We start from the raw sequence: 16,818 nt of genomic DNA, 5'->3' as shown, positions 1-16,818 counted from the left end.
GTGGTGGCCTGAGCAAGGTTAGCCGCTGAGGCGGGCTTTCCACGGGTACAAGGGTTACCAGGCTTTTCGGGTCTCGCTCAATTGCACCTCGGTCACGCAGATCAGGTTGCGCATTTTTTGTGCAATCAGTTCGGCGCGGTGCCAGCTCAGGCCGCTGATGCCGATCTCGACGTTGAGCAGATCATCCTCTTGCTCAACCTTCAGCCGATGCGGCACCAGAAATTGCAGGGCAAACAGGTTGAGCAGCCGGCACAGGCTGTCGGGCTCGGCTTCTACCTGCAGTTGGTAGCAGACATCGCTGTGCACGTTGCTGGCGGCCCAGACATCGTTGCGCAAGGGCGTAAGGGGGCTGTCCAGCCGTTCGAGAGCGCTCATGGGATTCTCCGCAGAAAGTGGAGAAATTTTTACATGCAGGTCGGGGTATTTCTTCTCTATGATCGTGCGATATCGCCAGCTATTGAATAGCTCAATTCGTCACTATCCGTTTTTGAGGAATAATCATGCACAGCGAGTTGGACGTCTATGACCGGCGCATCCTGGCCTTGCTGCAGGAAGATGCCTCGCTCTCCAGCGCGCAGATCGCCGAGCGCGTGGGCTTGTCGCAATCGCCATGCTGGCGGCGCATACAACGCCTGAAAGAGGAGGGGGTGATTCGCGCCCAGGTAACCCTGCTCGACCGCAAGAAGATCGGCCTGAACACGCAGATTTTCGCCGAGGTCAAACTCAACGCCCACGGGCGCTCCAACTTTACCGAGTTCACCGAGGCGATCCGCGGCTTTCCGGAAGTGCTGGAGTGTTATGTCTTGATGGGCGCAGTGGATTTTCTGCTGCGCATTGTCACCCCGGACATCGAAGCCTACGAACGGTTCTTCTTCGAAAAGCTGTCGATGGTGCCGGGGATCCAGGAGGTCAACTCGACCGTGGCCTTGTCCGAAATCAAGTCCACGACGAGTCTGCCGGTATTGCCTTGAGCCTTACTTGCGCAGCAGATGCTTCCAGCCGCGACTCTGGAACACCGCCATGGCCTGGTGGATGCGGGCTTCGAGCACTTCGTCGCTGATCGGCAGGTTGGCCAGCTCGTGCAGCTTGTTCAGTTCACCGAACAGGCGGTCCAGGTCCGGGCTCTCCAGCACCTGACGGGCGTGGTGCAGCCAGGCCAGCAGGCGTTCGATCCGCGGCAACTGCTCGGCCAGGTCTTCCGGCTGGCGATGGTACAGCGGCAGGTTGAGGGCCTTGGCTTCTTCGGCCAGCAGCACGTTCAGCCAGTTGGCCAACTGTGCGGCGCCCTGGCGGTCGCCGCGCTTGTTGCGCTCGACGGTCCAGCCACGGGCCAGCAGCCAGCGCGAGGTTTCCAGGGAGAACTGGCCCCAGCGGGTTTCCAGCAGCTCTTCAGCGAACTGCTCGGGCGCAGCGCGACGCACGTCTTCATCGTCGGCACCGGCCAGCACCAGCGGGCGCCAGTCTTCGAGCAGGGCGTCAAGGCTGTTGCGCAGCTCGCGGGTGCTGGCGCGTGGGCCGGCCTGACCGAGGCTGCTGGCCAGGGCGCGCAGCTCCCAGAGGCTTTCGACCCAGTCCTGCAGCAGGCGCCAGTGGCCATTGAAACGGTACTGTTCGGCCAGGCGCTGGCTGCTGCCGAGCAACTGCCAGGCCAGCGCAGCGAAGGCGTCGTCGAGGGTCATCTCGGCGTTCAGTTCGGCGCCAGGCAAGCTCAGGGCGTAGCTGCCGGCGTCGAGCAGGCGGTAGCCGCGCTCGGCCTTGCTGATGTCGCAGGGCATCAGCGGCAGTTTTGCCGACAGCTCGGCGGCCAGTTCCAGCAGGGCTTCGGGGGCGCCTTCGCGCAGCTCCAGCTCCAGCTCGCAGATTTCTTCCTTCTGCTTGCCGGCGACCACGGTGCCGAGGTCCAGTGCGGCTTCGATCACCACCTTGGCCTTACCGCGGCCCCAGGCGATTTCGGCGTATTCACGAGTGAAATCGGTGGTGAACAGCGGCTTGATGGTCTTTTTGTCGACATCAGCCAGTTGCTCTGGCCAGCACTCGGCGTCGAGTTTTTTCAGGTCGAGCTTGGCCTTGGGCAACTCCCACTCGAACTCGTTGCGCTGGGACAGGCCGGCGACGCTCTGGCCACGGGTCTTGAGGGTCTGGATCACCACATCGCCGTCGCGGCGCAGGCGCAGGGCGACCTTGGCGGCGGCCAGGTCGCGCTCCGGGGTGTCGAAGTACTGGTTGAGCAGTTCGCGGCTTTGCCACCCGGACTTGTTGCGCTTGTTCAGCAATGGGTGTTCACGCAGGGCGGCGAGGGTCTCGCGGCTGACCCGCAGTTTGATTTCGGTTTCTTTATGCATTGCTGGGTAATCCAGGCTCGAATGACAGGGAGCGTCTTGGGGGTGCAGTGTACAGGAGTCGGCTCGCGGCGGTTTATTCCCGGTGCCGGATGGCCCTATGATGGGCTTCGCCCAAGGAGAAAGCGCATGCCGTTGCCATCGCTCAAAGAGCAGTTCGCCGCCCTGATCGCCGCGCCATCGGTCAGTTGCACCCAGCCGTCACTGGATCAGTCCAACCGTGCGGTGATCGACCTGCTGGCCGGCTGGCTGGGGGACCTGGGTTTTGCCTGCGATATCCAGCAGGTCAGCCCGGGCAAGTTCAACCTGCTGGCAAGCTACGGCAGCGGCCCGGGCGGGCTGGTGTTGGCCGGGCACAGCGACACCGTGCCCTACGACCCCGAGCTTTGGCAGACCGATCCGCTCAAGCTGACTGAGGTCGACGGGCGCTGGGTGGGCCTGGGCAGTTGCGACATGAAGGGCTTTTTCGCCCTGATCATCGAAGCCGTGCAGCCCTTGCTGGCTCATGACTTCAAGCAACCGCTGCTGATTCTCGCCACTTGTGACGAAGAAAGTTCGATGGCCGGCGCCCGCGCCCTGGCCGAGGCCGGGCGGCCCTTGGGCCGTGCGGCGGTGATCGGCGAGCCGACCGGGCTCAAGCCGGTCCGCCTGCACAAGGGGGTGATGATGGAGCGCATCGACATCCTTGGGCGCAGCGGCCACTCGTCCGATCCGAGCCTGGGCCATAGCGCCCTGGAGGCCATGCACCAGGTGATGGGCGAACTGATGAACCTGCGCCGGCAATGGCAGAAGGAATTCAGCAACGCGCAGTTCAGCGTGCCGCAGCCGACAATGAACTTCGGCTGTATCCATGGTGGCGACAACCCCAACCGCATCTGCGGCCAGTGTGCCCTGGAATTCGACCTGCGCCCGCTGCCGGGCATGGACCCTGAAGTGCTGCGTGCCGCCATTCGCCACAAACTGGCGCCGCTGGCCGAACAGCATCAGGTGCGCATCGACTATGCACCGCTGTTCCCCGAGGTGCCGCCGTTCGAGCAGGCCGCCGATGCGGAACTGGTGCGGGTAGCCGAACGTCTTACCGGTCATCGCGCCGAAGCGGTAGCCTTTGGCACCGAAGCGCCTTATCTTCAGCGCCTGGGCTGCGAGACCCTGGTACTCGGCCCTGGCGACATCGCCTGCGCCCACCAGCCGGGTGAATACCTGGAAATGTCACGCTTGCAGCCTACTGTGCGTCTATTGCGTGAGTTGATCGAACATTATTGCCTCAGCCCGGTAATTGCCCGCTGAGCTGAACCGTTTTGCAGAGGAGATTGCGCGTGACGCCAAGCCTGTTCCGACGATAACCCTTCGAGCGCTGTGTGCTTTCCCGTTCTTGTCCCTATTTTCTACAGGCTCTCCGGTTATGCCCGAATACGTCAATTGGCTGCGTCACGCTTCGCCTTACATCAACGCCCACCGCGACTGCACCTTCGTGGTCATGCTCCCCGGTGACGGGGTCGAGCACCCCAACTTCGGCAATATCGTCCACGACCTGGTGTTGCTGCACAGCCTTGGCGTGCGCCTGGTGCTGGTCCACGGTTCGCGCCCGCAGATTGAAAGCCGCCTGGCTGCCCGCGGCCTGGCCCCGCACTACCACCGCGGCATGCGGATCACCGATGCTGCCACCCTGGAATGCGTGATCGACGCCGTCGGCCACCTGCGCATCGCCATCGAAGCGCGCCTGTCGATGGACATGGCCGCCTCGCCGATGCAGGGCTCGCGTCTGCGCGTGGCCGCTGGCAACCTGGTTACCGCACGGCCGATCGGCGTGGTCGAAGGCGTCGATTACCACCACACCGGCGAAGTGCGCCGGGTCGACCGCAAGGGCATCAACCGCCTGCTCGACGAGCGCTCTATCGTCCTGCTTTCGCCTTTGGGCTACTCGCCCACCGGCGAGATCTTCAACCTGGCCTGTGAAGACGTCGCCACCCGCGCCGCTATCGAGCTGGGCGCCGACAAGCTGTTGCTGTTCGGCGCCGAGCGTGGCCTGCTCGACGAGCAGGGCCGGCTGGTACGCGAGTTGCGCCCACAGCAGGTGCCCGCGCACCTGCAGCGCCTGGGCAGCGATTACCAGGGCGAGCTGCTCGATGCTGCCGCCGAAGCCTGCCGTGGCGGCGTGGCGCGCAGCCATATCGTCAGCTATGCCGAAGACGGCGCCTTGCTCACCGAGCTGTTCACCCGCGACGGTGGCGGCACCCTGGTGGCCCAGGAGCAGTTCGAGAAGGTCCGTGAGGCGGCGATCGAGGATGTCGGTGGCTTGCTCGACCTGATCAGCCCGCTGGAGGAGCAGGGCATCCTCGTGCGTCGTTCGCGCGAGGTGCTGGAGCGCGAGATCGAGCAGTTCAGTGTGGTCGAGCGCGAAGGCATGATCATCGCCTGTGCGGCGTTGTACCCGATTGCCGATTCTGAAGCGGGCGAGCTGGCGTGCCTGGCGGTGAACCCGGAGTATCGCCATGGTGGCCGTGGTGACGAGCTGCTGGAGCGTATCGAGACGCGGGCGCGGGAGATGGGGCTCAACACGCTGTTTGTGCTAACGACGCGGACAGCGCACTGGTTCCGCGAACGCGGCTTCGTGCCGAGCGGCGTCGAGCGGCTGCCGGCGGCGCGGGCATCGCTGTACAACTATCAGCGTAATTCGAAGATCTTCGAAAAAGCGCTGTAGCCTTTGGGGCTGCCTTGCAGCCCATCGCTGGCAAGCCAGCTCCCACAGGTCCGGTGTACACAGCACTTGTGGGAGCTGGCTTGCCAGCGATGAGGCCATAAAAAACGCCGTCGACTCAGGGGCCGACGGCGTTTTTCATTCCAGCATCCAACCGTTGTTACACGGTATGCAGATACCAGTTGTACTCAAGGTCGGAGATGGAGTGTTCGAACTCCTCCAGCTCGCTCTCTTTGCAGGCCACGAAGATATCGATGTATTTCGGATCGATGTACTTGGCCAGGATCTCGCTGTCGTCCAGCTCGCGCAGGGCATCACGCAGGTTGTTCGGCAGGCTCTGCTCGTTCTGCTCGTAGGAGTTGCCTTCAACCGGCTCGCCCGGGTCGACCTTGTTGGTCAGGCCATGGTGAACACCGGCCAGTACGGCGGCCATCAGCAGGTACGGGTTGGCGTCGGCACCGGCTACGCGGTGTTCGATGCGCACGGCATCCGGCGTGCCGGTGGGCACGCGCAGGGCCACGGTACGGTTGTCCAGGCCCCAGCTCGGCGAATTCGGCACGTAGAACTGGGCACCAAAACGGCGGTACGAGTTGACGTTCGGGCAGAGGAACGCCATCGACGCCGGTAGGGTCTCGAGCACACCGCCGATCGCGTGACGCAGTGCGGCGTTCTGCTCGGGATCCTCGCTGGTGAAGATGTTCTTGCCATCTTTGTCCAGCACCGAGATATGGACATGCAGACCATTACCCGCCTGGCCCGGATAGGGCTTGGCCATGAAGGTGGTATCCATCTCATGGTCGTAGGCGATGTTCTTGATCAGGCGCTTGAGCAGGACCGCGTAGTCGCAGGCCTTCATCGGGTCGGCAACGTGGTGCAGGTTCACTTCGAACTGGGCCGGGGCGCTTTCCTTGACGATGGCGTCGGCAGGAATGCCTTGTTCCTTGGCGCCTTCGAGGATGTCCTGCAGGCAGTCGACGTACTCGTCGAGGTCGTCGATCAGGTACACCTGGGTCGAGATCGGGCGTTTGCCGGAAATAGGCGAACGCGGCGGTTGCGGACGGCCATTCACGTTCTCCTGGTCGATCAGGTAGAACTCCAGCTCGAATGCGGCACAGATGGTCAGGCCGAGCTCGTCGAACTTGCTCACGACCTGACGCAGGACTTCGCGCGGGTCGGCGAAGAACGGCTCGCCTTCGAGCTCGTGCATGGTCATCAGCAGTTGTGCGGTGGGACGCTTCTGCCAAGGCTCGTTGGACAGGGTGTCAGGGATTGGATAGCAGATGCGGTCGGCATCGCCGATGTCCAGGCCAAGGCCGGTGCTTTCGACGGTCGAACCGTTGATATCCAGGGCGAAGAGGGAGGCCGGCAGGTTGATGCCTTTCTCGTAAACCTTGTGGAGGCTGGTGCGCTCGATGCGCTTGCCGCGCACCACACCATTCATATCTGCAATCAGAAGGTCAACGTAGAGAACCTCAGGATGTTCCTTAAGGAACGCGTTCGCTTCGTTAAGCTGAACGGCACGCGGGGGTACCGACATGATGCAACACCTTTGTTGTTAAAAATATCAATCAATGGGGGCTTGCAGGTTCAGTCAATCGGAAAGCCTTGCTGAAGTCAAGCCAGCCCCATGATGCCCTAAAATGGCCCTCAAGCGGCATTTTTGCTGCAATTGGGGGCGCCGACAAGGGCTGCTTTCGTACGGTAACGGCGATCTTGAGCGGGGCGTGTTCTATTTTTTACGGGGGTGTTGTGTAAAAAAATGAACAAGGCTAAGCTCGGTGGCAACCCATAACACCAATAATACCGGGGGTTACATGTCACGCCTGCCGACAACCGGCATCATCGCCCGCCGTTCACAGAACGGTTTGCACGCGTTCCTCGCGGGTGGCTTGCGCCATGCGCCAGCACGTTGCGCCCCGGCTGAAATAATTGACGGCCCGGGTGTCCTGCCTGCTGCCGACGCTGCTTCGAATTACCTCTGCCATCACTATAGCGGGCTCGTCAGCCTTGCGGGAACTGCCCGTTGCGGCCTCCCTGCGCCTGACTTTTGCTTTAGCCTCGTGGGGCATCCAGAATGTCTGGGACGGCCCACTCCGGGTGTCGTCCTGACGTCTGTCCAGACATTTACCTCCTGAGGTATTTATGAGTAGCAACCTCGACCAGCTCACCGATTGGTTGAAAGAACACAAGATCACCGAAGTCGAGTGTCTGATCAGCGACCTCACCGGTATCACCCGTGGCAAGATCTCGCCGACCAACAAGTTCATTGCCGAAAAAGGCATGCGCCTGCCCGAGAGCGTGCTGCTGCAGACCGTGACCGGCGACTATGTCGACGACGACATCTATTACGAGCTGCTCGACCCGGCCGACATCGACATGATCTGCCGCCCCGACGAGAACGCGGTGTTTCTCGTGCCTTGGGCCATCGAGCCGACCGCCCAGGTGATCCACGACACCTACGACAAGCAAGGCAACCCGGTTGAGCTGTCGCCGCGCAACGTGCTCAAGAAGGTCTTGAAACTCTATGCCGACAAGGGCTGGCAGCCGATCGTGGCACCAGAAATGGAGTTCTACCTGACCAAGCGCTGCGAAGACCCGGACTTCCCCCTGCAGCCACCGATCGGCCGCTCCGGGCGCCCGGAAACCGGCCGTCAGTCGTTCTCGATCGAAGCGGCCAACGAATTCGACCCGCTGTTCGAGGACGTCTACGACTGGTGCGAGCTGCAGAACCTGGATCTCGACACGCTGATCCACGAAGACGGCACGGCGCAGATGGAGATCAACTTCCGTCACGGCAACGCCCTGTCGCTGGCCGACCAGATCCTGGTGTTCAAGCGCACCATGCGCGAGGCCGCGCTCAAGCACAACGTCGCCGCCACCTTCATGGCCAAGCCAATGACCGGCGAGCCGGGCAGCGCCATGCACCTGCACCAGAGCATCATTGACGTGCACACCGGCAAGAACATCTTCTCGGACGAAGACGGGCGCATGAGCGAGTTGTTCCTCAACCACGTCGGCGGCCTGCAGAAGTTCATCCCGGTGGTGTTGCCGCTGTTCGCGCCGAACGTCAACTCGTTCCGCCGCTTCCTGCCGGATACCTCGGCACCGGTAAACGTCGAGTGGGGCGAAGAGAACCGTACCGTTGGCCTGCGCGTACCGGATGCTGGCCCGCAGAACCGCCGGGTCGAGAACCGTCTGCCAGGCGCCGACGCCAACCCGTACCTGGCGATCGCCGCCAGCTTGCTGTGCGGCTTCATCGGCATGGTCGAAGGCATCAAGCCGAGTGCGCCGGTACAGGGGCGTGGTTACGAGCGCCGCAACCTGCGCCTGCCGCTGACCATCGAGGACGCCCTGGAGCGCATGGAAAACTGCAAAGCCCTGGAGCCATACCTGGGCAAGAAATTCATCGCCGGCTACGTCGCCACCAAACGCGCCGAGCATGAAAACTTCAAACGCGTAATCAGCTCCTGGGAACGTGAGTTCCTGCTGTTTGCGGTCTGATCAACCCGGAGCCGCAGGACCGCGGCCGTCAACAAACGGAGAAGCACATGAGCGTCAACAACCCGCAAACCCGTGAGTGGCAAACCCTTAGCAGTGAGCATCACCTGGCACCTTTCAGTGACTATAAACAGCTGAAGGAGAAGGGGCCGCGGATCATCACCAAGGCCGAGGGCGTGCACCTGTGGGACAGCGAGGGCAACAAGATCCTCGATGGCATGGCGGGCCTGTGGTGCGTGGCGGTCGGTTACGGCCGTGAAGAGCTGGTTGAAGTGGCCGCCAAACAGATGCGCGAGCTGCCGTATTACAACCTGTTCTTCCAGACTGCCCACCCACCGGCACTGGAGCTGGCCAAAGCGGTCTCCGCCGTGGCGCCGAAAGGCATGACCCATGTGTTCTTCACCGGTTCCGGTTCCGAAGGCAACGACACCAACTTGCGCATGGTCCGCCACTACTGGGCGCTCAAGGGCAAGCCGCAGAAGCAGGTGATCATCGGTCGTATCAACGGTTATCACGGTTCCACCGTGGCCGGTGCCGCCCTGGGTGGCATGAGCGGCATGCATGCACAGGGCGGGACGCTGCCGGGCATCGAGCATATCCCGCAGCCGTACTGGTTCGGCGAAGGTGGCGACATGACTCCGGACGCGTTCGGCGTGTGGGCAGCCGAGCAGCTGGAAAAGAAAATCCTCGAAGTCGGCGAAGACAACGTCGCCGCCTTTATCGCCGAGCCGATCCAGGGCGCGGGCGGGGTGATCATTCCGCCAGACACCTATTGGCCGAAGATCAAGGAAATCCTCGCCAAGTACGAGATCCTGTTCATTGCTGACGAAGTGATCTGTGGCTTCGGTCGCACCGGTGAGTGGTTCGGTTCCGATTACTACGACCTCAAGCCCGACCTGATGACCATCGCCAAGGGCCTTACCTCCGGTTACATCCCCATGGGCGGTGTGATCGTGCGTGACGAAGTGGCCAAGGTGCTCAGCGAAGGTGGCGACTTCAACCACGGCTTCACTTACTCCGGTCACCCGGTGGCGGCGGCGGTGGGCCTGGAAAACCTGCGGATCCTGCGCGACGAGAAGATCATCGAGCGTGTCCACGAAGAAACGGCACCGTATTTGCAGAAACGTCTGCGTGAGCTCAACGATCACCCATTGGTGGGCGAAGTGCGTGGCCTGGGCATGCTCGGTGCCATAGAACTGGTCAAGGACAAGGCTACCCGCGCCCGTTACGAAGGTCAGGGTGCAGGCATGATCTGCCGCCAGTTCTGCTTCGACAACGGCCTGATCATGCGCGCCGTGGGCGACACCATGATCATCGCCCCGCCGCTGGTGATCAGCCATGCAGAGATCGACGAGCTGGTGGAAAAGGCGCGCAAATGCCTGGACCTGACGCTCGAAGCGCTGAAGTAGCCAAGTGCTAGGCTAGCGTAATGGCATCAATGAGTTTCAAGGTGCCTCTTTTGTTGAAAGAGCGCCTTGTAACTTGCCAGACTAGCGACTGTTTCAGTCGCTCGGAGCTTGCGCCGAATAAGCCGGCCGCTGAACAGATGGCTAAATAAAAATTCTGGAGCATTACGCATGAAGAAATTGGGCAAGACGTTGCTGGCTATGTCCCTGATGGGCGCCATGGCCAGTGCTGTTCACGCGGATGACAAAGTACTGCACGTCTATAACTGGTCCGACTACATCGCACCAGACACCGTCGCCAAGTTCGAGAAACAGTCCGGCATCAAGGTCGTCTACGATGTCTTCGACAGCAACGAAACCCTTGAGGCCAAGTTGCTGGCGGGCAAGTCCGGCTACGACGTGGTAGTACCTTCTAACAACTTCCTGGCCAAGCAGATCAAGGCCGGCGTCTACCAGGAGCTGGACCGCTCCAAGCTGACGAACTGGAAGAACCTCGACGAAGACCTGCTCAAGGCCGTTGGTGACGCCAGCGACCCGGGCAACAAATATGCGTTCCCCTACATGTGGGGCTCCATCGGCATCGGCTACAACCCGGAGAAGGTCAAGGCTGCGCTGGGCATCGACAAGATCGATTCCTGGGACGTGGTGTTCAAGCCCGAGAACATCGCCAAGCTCAAGAGCTGCGGTGTGAGCTTCCTCGATGCTCCGACCGAGATGATCCCGGCGGCGCTGCACTACCTGGGCAAGCCGACCAACAGCACGAAAAAAGAAGACCTGAAAGCCGCCGAGGACCTGTTCCTCAGCGTGCGTCCTTCGATCGGTTACTTCCACTCCTCCAAGTACATCTCGGACCTGGCCAACGGCAACATCTGCGTGGCCGTGGGTTACTCGGGTGACCTGGAGCAGTCCAAGGCCCGGGCCCATGAAGCCGGTGACAAGGTCAAGCTGGACTACATCATTCCGAAAGAAGGCGCCGGTACTTTCTACGACATGGTTGCCATCCCCAAAGATGCCGCCAACGTCGACGCCGCCTACAAGTTCATGGATTTCCTGATGCAACCGGAAATCATGGCCGAGATCACCAACGCCGTACGTTTCCCGAACGGCAACAAGGCGGCCACCCCGCTGGTGGACAAGGACATCTCGGGCGATCCGAGCATCTACCCACCGGCTGATGTGAAGAAACAGCTGTACGCAATTGCTGACCCGGGTGCCAAGGCCCAGCGCGAAATCACTCGCAGCTGGACCAAGATCAAATCGGGCAAGTAACCCTGGTTGCCTCCCTGGGTGCGGTGTAAATCCCGCCCAGGGAGCATGAAAGCACAAATTTTTTTTGCGGCACGAGTGCATCGAAGGTAAGTTGCGCGCCGGTTTGCTTATCCGGCAGGTATTTCTGTCGTTCGCCACTGGCACATTTGTGAGGACCTCCCACTTGTCTATTTCTGTATTTCGCAAGGCCGTCATGGCTGGAGCGGGTCTGACGCTGGCGATCAGCGTCCAAGCGGCGCCCACGGTGCACATTTATAACTGGTCGGACTACATCGGTCAGACCACCCTCGCCGACTTCGAAAAAGCCACTGGCATCAAGCCGGTGCAGGATGTCTTCGATTCCAACGAAACCCTGGAAGGCAAGCTGCTGGCCGGTCGCACCGGCTATGACGTGGTCGTGCCGTCCAACCATTTCCTCGGCAAGCAGATCAAGGCGGGCGCGTTCCAGAAGCTCGACAAGGCGCTGCTGCCCAATTACGCGAACCTCGACCCGGCGCTGATGAAGCGCCTGGAAAAGAACGATCCTGGCAACCAGTACGCCGTCCCCTACCTGTGGGGCACCAATGGCATCGGCTACAACGTCGAGAAGGTCAAGGCGGCGCTGGGTACCGACAAGATCGATTCCTGGGCCATGCTGTTCGAGCCGGAAAACATCAAGAAGCTTTCCAAGTGCGGGGTCGCCTTCCTCGACTCGGCCGACGAGATGCTCCCGGCCGTCCTCAACTACATGGGGCGAGACCCCAACAGCACCAACCCCAAGGACTACGCCGACGCCGAGAAGAAACTCCTGGCCGTGCGTCCTTACGTGACCTACTTCCACTCGTCCAAATACATCTCGGACCTGGCCAACGGCGACATCTGCGTGGCCGCCGGTTTCTCCGGCGATGTATTCCAGGCCAAGTCCCGCGCCGAAGAAGCCGGCAAGGGCGTCAAGGTGGCCTATGCGATTCCCAAGGAAGGCGGCAACCTCTGGTTCGACATGCTGGCGATCCCCAAGGATTCCAAGAATGTCAAAGAGGCCCACGCCTTCATCAACTATTTGCTGCAGCCTGAGGTCATTGCCCAGGTCAGTGATTACGTCGGTTATGCCAACCCGAACCCCAAGGCTGGCGATCTGATGGACCAGAGCGTGCGAACCGACGCAGCGGTTTACCCACCGCAAGAAGTGCTGGACAAGTTGTACGTCAATTCCGAGCTACCTCCCAAGGTGCAACGGTTGATGACCCGTAGCTGGACCAAGGTCAAGTCGGGCAAGTAAAAATCCAGGGTCCGTCACGGCAGGGGCGGGCGCAAAAAATCTTGTTGGGAGTTTCACAAATGGCAGTTGCCTCCGGTGCCTATAAGAAAGCCCTCGAGGGCGACCAGCAACCTAAACAGGTGCTGGTCAAAATCGACCGGGTCACGAAGAAGTTCGACGAAACGATCGCCGTGGACGATGTGTCCCTGGAAATCAAGAAGGGCGAGATCTTTGCCCTGCTCGGTGGCTCGGGTTCGGGCAAATCCACCTTGCTGCGCATGCTCGCCGGTTTCGAACGGCCAACCGAGGGGCGTATTTTCCTCGATGGTGTAGACATCACCGATATGCCGCCCTACGAGCGGCCGATCAACATGATGTTCCAGTCGTACGCGCTGTTTCCGCACATGACCGTGGCGCAAAACATTGCCTTCGGCCTGCAGCAGGACCGCATGCCCAAGTCCGAGATCGATGCCCGCGTGGCCGAGATGCTCAAGCTGGTGCACATGACCCAGTATGCCAAGCGCAAGCCGCACCAGCTCTCCGGTGGCCAGCGTCAGCGCGTGGCCCTGGCCCGCTCGCTGGCCAAGCGGCCGAAGCTGCTGCTGCTCGATGAGCCGATGGGCGCGCTGGACAAGAAACTGCGCTCGCAGATGCAACTGGAGCTGGTGGAGATCATCGAGCGGGTCGGCGTGACCTGCGTAATGGTGACCCACGACCAGGAAGAGGCCATGACCATGGCCCAGCGCATCGCCATCATGCACCTGGGCTGGATCGCCCAGATCGGCAGCCCGATCGATATCTATGAAACTCCGACCAGCCGCCTGGTCTGCGAGTTCATCGGTAACGTCAACCTGTTCGAAGGCGAAGTGGTCGATGACGCCGAAGGCCACGCGGTGATTTCCAGCCCCGAGCTCGAGCGCCGCATCTACGTCGGCCACGGTGTCACCACCTCGGTGGAAGACAAGCGCATCACCTACGCCCTGCGTCCGGAAAAACTGCTGGTGACCACCGAGCAGCCGACCTGCGAGCACAACTGGTCGCGCGGCAAGGTCCACGACATCGCCTACCTGGGCGGCCATTCGGTGTTCTACGTCGAGCTGCCTGGCGGCAAGATCGTCCAGTCGTTCGTCGCCAACGCCGAGCGCCAGGGCACCCGGCCGACCTGGGACGACCAGGTCTACGTCTGGTGGGAGGATGACAGCGGCGTGGTACTGCGCTCATGAACGCCCGCAAGCTCAAGCGAGCCTTCAACCGAATAAAGCCCGAGGGGCGCCATGTGGTGATCGGCGTGCCGTTCATCTGGCTGTTCCTGTTCTTCATGCTGCCGTTCTTCATTGTTCTGAAGATCAGCTTCGCCGAAGCCGACGTGGCAATCCCGCCGTACACCGAGATCTACAGCTACGTCGAAGACAAGGTGCAACTGGTGCTCAACCTGGCCAACTATGGCCTGTTGACCGAAGATGAACTGTACATCTCGGCGTACCTGGGTTCGTTGAAGATGGCCTTCGTCAGCACCCTGCTGTGCCTGCTGATCGGCTATCCGATGGCCTATGCCATTGCCAATGCGCGCAAGGAAACCCAGACCGTGCTGTTGCTGCTGATCATGATGCCGACCTGGACGGCAATCCTGATCCGCGTGTATGCCTGGATGGGCATCCTCAGCAACAACGGCCTGCTCAACGCCTTCCTGCTGTGGCTGGGCTTGATCGATCAGCCGTTGCAGATCCTCAACACCAACCTCGCGGTATACATTGGTGTGGTCTATTCGTACCTGCCGTTCATGATCCTGCCGCTCTATGCCAACCTGGTGAAGCACGACCAGAGCCTGCTTGAGGCCGCGTCGGACCTGGGTTCGAGTACCTTCAACAGCTTCTGGAAGATCACCGTGCCGCTGTCGAAGAACGGCATCATCGCCGGCTGCATGCTGGTGTTCATTCCGGTGGTGGGTGAGTTCGTCATTCCTGAGCTGCTCGGCGGCCCGGAAACCCTGATGATCGGTAAAGTGCTCTGGCAAGAGTTCTTCAACAACCGCGATTGGCCGGTGGCCTCTGCCCTGGCGGTAGTGATGCTGGCGATCCTGATCGTACCGATCCTGCTCTTCAACCGTAGTCAGGCCAAAGAGATGGAGGGCAGGGCATGAAGCGTTTCAGTTTCTCCAAATTGATGTTGATCCTGGGCCTGCTGTTCATTTACCTGCCCATGCTGATCCTGGTGATCTACTCGTTCAACGCCTCCAAGCTGGTTACGGTGTGGGGCGGCTGGTCGGTGAAGTGGTACGTCGGCCTGCTCGACAATACCCAGCTGATGGGCTCGGTGATGCGCTCGCTGGAGATCGCCTGCTACACCGCGATCGCCGCAGTGGCGCTGGGTACCCTGGCCGCCTTCGTGCTGACCCGGGTCACCCGCTTCAAGGGCCGTACCCTGTTCGGTGGCCTGGTTACCGCACCGCTGGTAATGCCCGAGGTGATCACCGGTCTGTCGCTGTTGCTGCTGTTCGTGGCCATGGCGCAGATGATCGGCTGGCCCCAGGAGCGTGGCATCGTCACCATCTGGATCGCCCACACCACCTTCTGCGCAGCCTATGTGGCGGTAGTGGTGTCGGCACGTCTGCGTGAGCTGGACCTGTCGATCGAAGAAGCGGCCATGGACCTCGGTGCGCGGCCGTGGAAGGTGTTCTTCCTGATCACCATCCCGATGATCGCACCGTCGCTGGCAGCAGGCGGGATGATGTCCTTCGCCCTGTCGCTGGATGACCTGGTGCTGGCCAGCTTCGTGTCCGGCCCTGGCTCGACCACCCTGCCGATGGAGGTCTTCTCTGCCGTGCGTCTGGGCGTGAAGCCAGAAATCAACGCCGTGGCCAGCCTGATCCTGCTCAGCGTGTCGCTGGTGACCTTCATGGTCTGGTACTTCAGCCGTCAGGCCGAAGAGCGTCGCCGCCGGGCGATCCAGCAGGCGATCGAAGAAAGCGCTGCCGACTCGTGGAAACAACCGGACGTGCGTCGCGCGCCGGCGCCGGTTTCGGCGTGATCTGACGGGCCTCATCGCCGGCAAGCCAGCTCCCACAGGTTCTGTGTACGCAGTCCCTGTGGGAGCTGGCTTGCCAGCGATGGGGCCTTCGGGTTTTCACTCCGGCCAGTGCCAGGCCGGCTCATCCAGCATCCCCTGACCGGCAACACGGGTCTGCCCCAGCACCTTCTCCAGCACGATCGAATTGCAGGTCGCATCCTGTTCCAGCGCGGCCACCAATCTTCGTGCATGCGACACTACCCATACCTGACACTGCTCCGAGGCGCGAACGATCAAGCGTGCCAGTGCCGGCAGCAAGTCCGGGTGCAAGCTGGTTTCCGGCTCGTTCAACACCATCATGGTCGGTGGCCTTGGCGTCAGCAGCGCGGCGACCAGCAGCAGGTAGCGCAAGGTGCCGTCCGACAGCTCGGCTGCGGTCAGCGGTCGCAACAAGCCTTCTTGATGGAACAACACGCCAAACGCCCCACCCGGCACTGCATCGATTTCCAGGCGCGCGCCTGGGAAGGCATCGGCGATGGTCGCCTGTAAGGCGTGCGGGTCGCCGATCTCGATAATGGTCTGCAGCGCGGCGGCCAGGTCGCGGCCATCGTGGTGCAGCACCGGCGTGCGCGTGCCCAGTTGCTGGCGGCGGGCCGGGGCATCACGGTCGGTGCGAAAGTGATCGTAGAAGCGCCAGCCACGGATGCGCTCGCGCAGCAGCAACACTTCGGGCGAGGAACGCAGGTTGCCGACCTGGTCGAACAGGCTGTCGAAGCTCGGTGTGTGCTGCGCCTGCACATCCCATTGCCGTCCTTCGCGGGCCTTGACCATCGGCCCCTGGCGATCCACCAGCAGGCTGGCCGGACGGTACAGCGTTCCTGCCCAGATGCTTTCGCGCTTGATCTGCGGGTCGAGTGCGAAACATGATTTGCTCGGTTCCGGCAGGCCCAGGCCGATGGCGTAACCGAACGCCTCGTCAGCAAACCCCAGGCGCAAGCGCCGAGCGTGCTGGCGCGGACCGCCCTGGATGGCGACTTCGCCGTTGCTCATGCGCCGGCTGATCTGCTCGGGGCCGGCCCAGAACGTTGATTCCAGCCCGCCTTCCACGGCCAGGGCGTTGACCACGCCACCCTGGGCCGTTTCGGCGAGCAGGCGCAAGGCCTTGTACAGATTGGACTTGCCGCTGCCGTTGGGCCCGGTGATGACATTCAAGCGTGCCAGCGGCAGCACCAGATGATTGATCGAGCGGTAGTTGGCGACAGCCAGGGTGGTCAGCATGGCGGCGTCCGTTCAGGCAAAGAGGCCAGTATCGCCGATTCTGCGTGGTGAACGAATTGTGTATGCCGACAAGCGGCAAGTGGATCC

At 61.6% G+C, this 16,818-nt stretch carries 14 protein-coding genes; 10 read left to right on the top strand and 4 right to left on the bottom strand.

The window, feature by feature from the left end; translation table 11 throughout:
- Positions 1–54: 54 nt before the first annotated feature.
- Positions 55–375, bottom strand: coding sequence for a hypothetical protein (locus tag LOY45_RS25675; protein ID WP_134064891.1), 321 nt, complete (start codon positions 373–375; stop codon positions 55–57).
- Between the two features lie 125 nt (positions 376–500).
- Here LOY45_RS25675 and LOY45_RS25670 point away from each other — a divergent pair, with 125 nt between their 5' ends.
- Positions 501–971 carry an Lrp/AsnC family transcriptional regulator gene (locus LOY45_RS25670; RefSeq protein ID WP_115084796.1) on the top strand — a complete coding sequence of 157 codons (471 nt, stop codon included), beginning with the start codon at positions 501–503 and terminating at the stop codon, positions 969–971.
- A gap of 3 nt (positions 972–974) precedes the next feature.
- Here LOY45_RS25670 and LOY45_RS25665 read toward each other — a convergent pair whose 3' ends face one another.
- A complete protein-coding gene (locus LOY45_RS25665; RefSeq protein WP_258578555.1) occupies positions 975–2,342 on the bottom strand; it encodes a CYTH domain-containing protein in 1,368 nt (455 codons plus the stop codon).
- 126 nt (positions 2,343–2,468) lie between these two features.
- On the opposite strand from LOY45_RS25665, the gene argE reads away from it, so the two are divergent.
- Together argE and argA are read left to right on the top strand one after the other, a co-directional pair.
- Positions 2,469–3,626 carry an acetylornithine deacetylase gene (argE, locus tag LOY45_RS25660; RefSeq protein ID WP_115084798.1) on the top strand — a complete coding sequence of 386 codons (1,158 nt, stop codon included), beginning with the start codon at positions 2,469–2,471 and terminating at the stop codon, positions 3,624–3,626.
- A 115-nt stretch (positions 3,627–3,741) separates the two neighbouring features.
- Positions 3,742–5,040: an amino-acid N-acetyltransferase gene (argA, locus tag LOY45_RS25655; RefSeq protein WP_115084799.1), complete on the top strand. Its 1,299-nt coding sequence runs from the start codon at positions 3,742–3,744 to the stop codon at positions 5,038–5,040.
- A 157-nt stretch (positions 5,041–5,197) separates the two neighbouring features.
- Here the strand turns inward: argA and LOY45_RS25650 are convergent, their stop codons facing one another.
- Entirely contained in the window at positions 5,198–6,574 is a 1,377-nt protein-coding gene (locus LOY45_RS25650) for a glutamine synthetase family protein (RefSeq protein ID WP_115084800.1), read from the bottom strand.
- Between the two features lie 605 nt (positions 6,575–7,179).
- Between LOY45_RS25650 and LOY45_RS25645 the strand changes: the two genes are divergently transcribed.
- The 7 genes from LOY45_RS25645 (at position 7,180) to LOY45_RS25615 (ending at position 15,474) form a co-directional block, all read left to right on the top strand.
- Positions 7,180–8,538, top strand: a complete 1,359-nt coding sequence (locus LOY45_RS25645) for a glutamine synthetase family protein (RefSeq protein WP_115084802.1) — start codon at positions 7,180–7,182, stop codon at positions 8,536–8,538.
- 47 nt (positions 8,539–8,585) lie between these two features.
- Positions 8,586–9,944: an aspartate aminotransferase family protein gene (locus LOY45_RS25640; protein ID WP_115084803.1), complete on the top strand. Its 1,359-nt coding sequence runs from the start codon at positions 8,586–8,588 to the stop codon at positions 9,942–9,944.
- A 168-nt stretch (positions 9,945–10,112) separates the two neighbouring features.
- On the top strand, positions 10,113–11,210 hold the full coding sequence (locus LOY45_RS25635) for a polyamine ABC transporter substrate-binding protein (protein ID WP_134064887.1): 1,098 nt from the start codon (positions 10,113–10,115) through the stop codon (positions 11,208–11,210).
- Between the two features lie 163 nt (positions 11,211–11,373).
- On the top strand, positions 11,374–12,468 hold the full coding sequence (locus LOY45_RS25630; protein WP_115084805.1) for a polyamine ABC transporter substrate-binding protein: 1,095 nt from the start codon (positions 11,374–11,376) through the stop codon (positions 12,466–12,468).
- Between the two features lie 59 nt (positions 12,469–12,527).
- Positions 12,528–13,670: a polyamine ABC transporter ATP-binding protein gene (gene potA / locus LOY45_RS25625; RefSeq protein WP_115084806.1), complete on the top strand. Its 1,143-nt coding sequence runs from the start codon at positions 12,528–12,530 to the stop codon at positions 13,668–13,670.
- A complete protein-coding gene (locus LOY45_RS25620; protein WP_115084807.1) occupies positions 13,667–14,587 on the top strand; it encodes an ABC transporter permease subunit in 921 nt (306 codons plus the stop codon). The genes potA and LOY45_RS25620 overlap by 4 nt, the downstream gene beginning before the upstream one ends.
- Entirely contained in the window at positions 14,584–15,474 is an 891-nt protein-coding gene (locus LOY45_RS25615; RefSeq protein ID WP_115084808.1) for an ABC transporter permease subunit, read from the top strand. The genes LOY45_RS25620 and LOY45_RS25615 overlap by 4 nt, the downstream gene beginning before the upstream one ends.
- Positions 15,475–15,570: 96 nt before the next feature.
- Here LOY45_RS25615 and LOY45_RS25610 read toward each other — a convergent pair whose 3' ends face one another.
- Positions 15,571–16,731: an AAA family ATPase gene (locus LOY45_RS25610; RefSeq protein WP_115084809.1), complete on the bottom strand. Its 1,161-nt coding sequence runs from the start codon at positions 16,729–16,731 to the stop codon at positions 15,571–15,573.
- Positions 16,732–16,818: the final 87 nt, after the last annotated feature.

This window comes from Pseudomonas wadenswilerensis (assembly GCF_024749185.1).
In the GTDB taxonomy this organism is placed as follows: domain Bacteria; phylum Pseudomonadota; class Gammaproteobacteria; order Pseudomonadales; family Pseudomonadaceae; genus Aquipseudomonas; species Aquipseudomonas wadenswilerensis.
The sequence above is the reverse complement of the archived record's forward strand: the minus strand, read 5'-3'. Positions and strand labels throughout refer to the sequence as shown.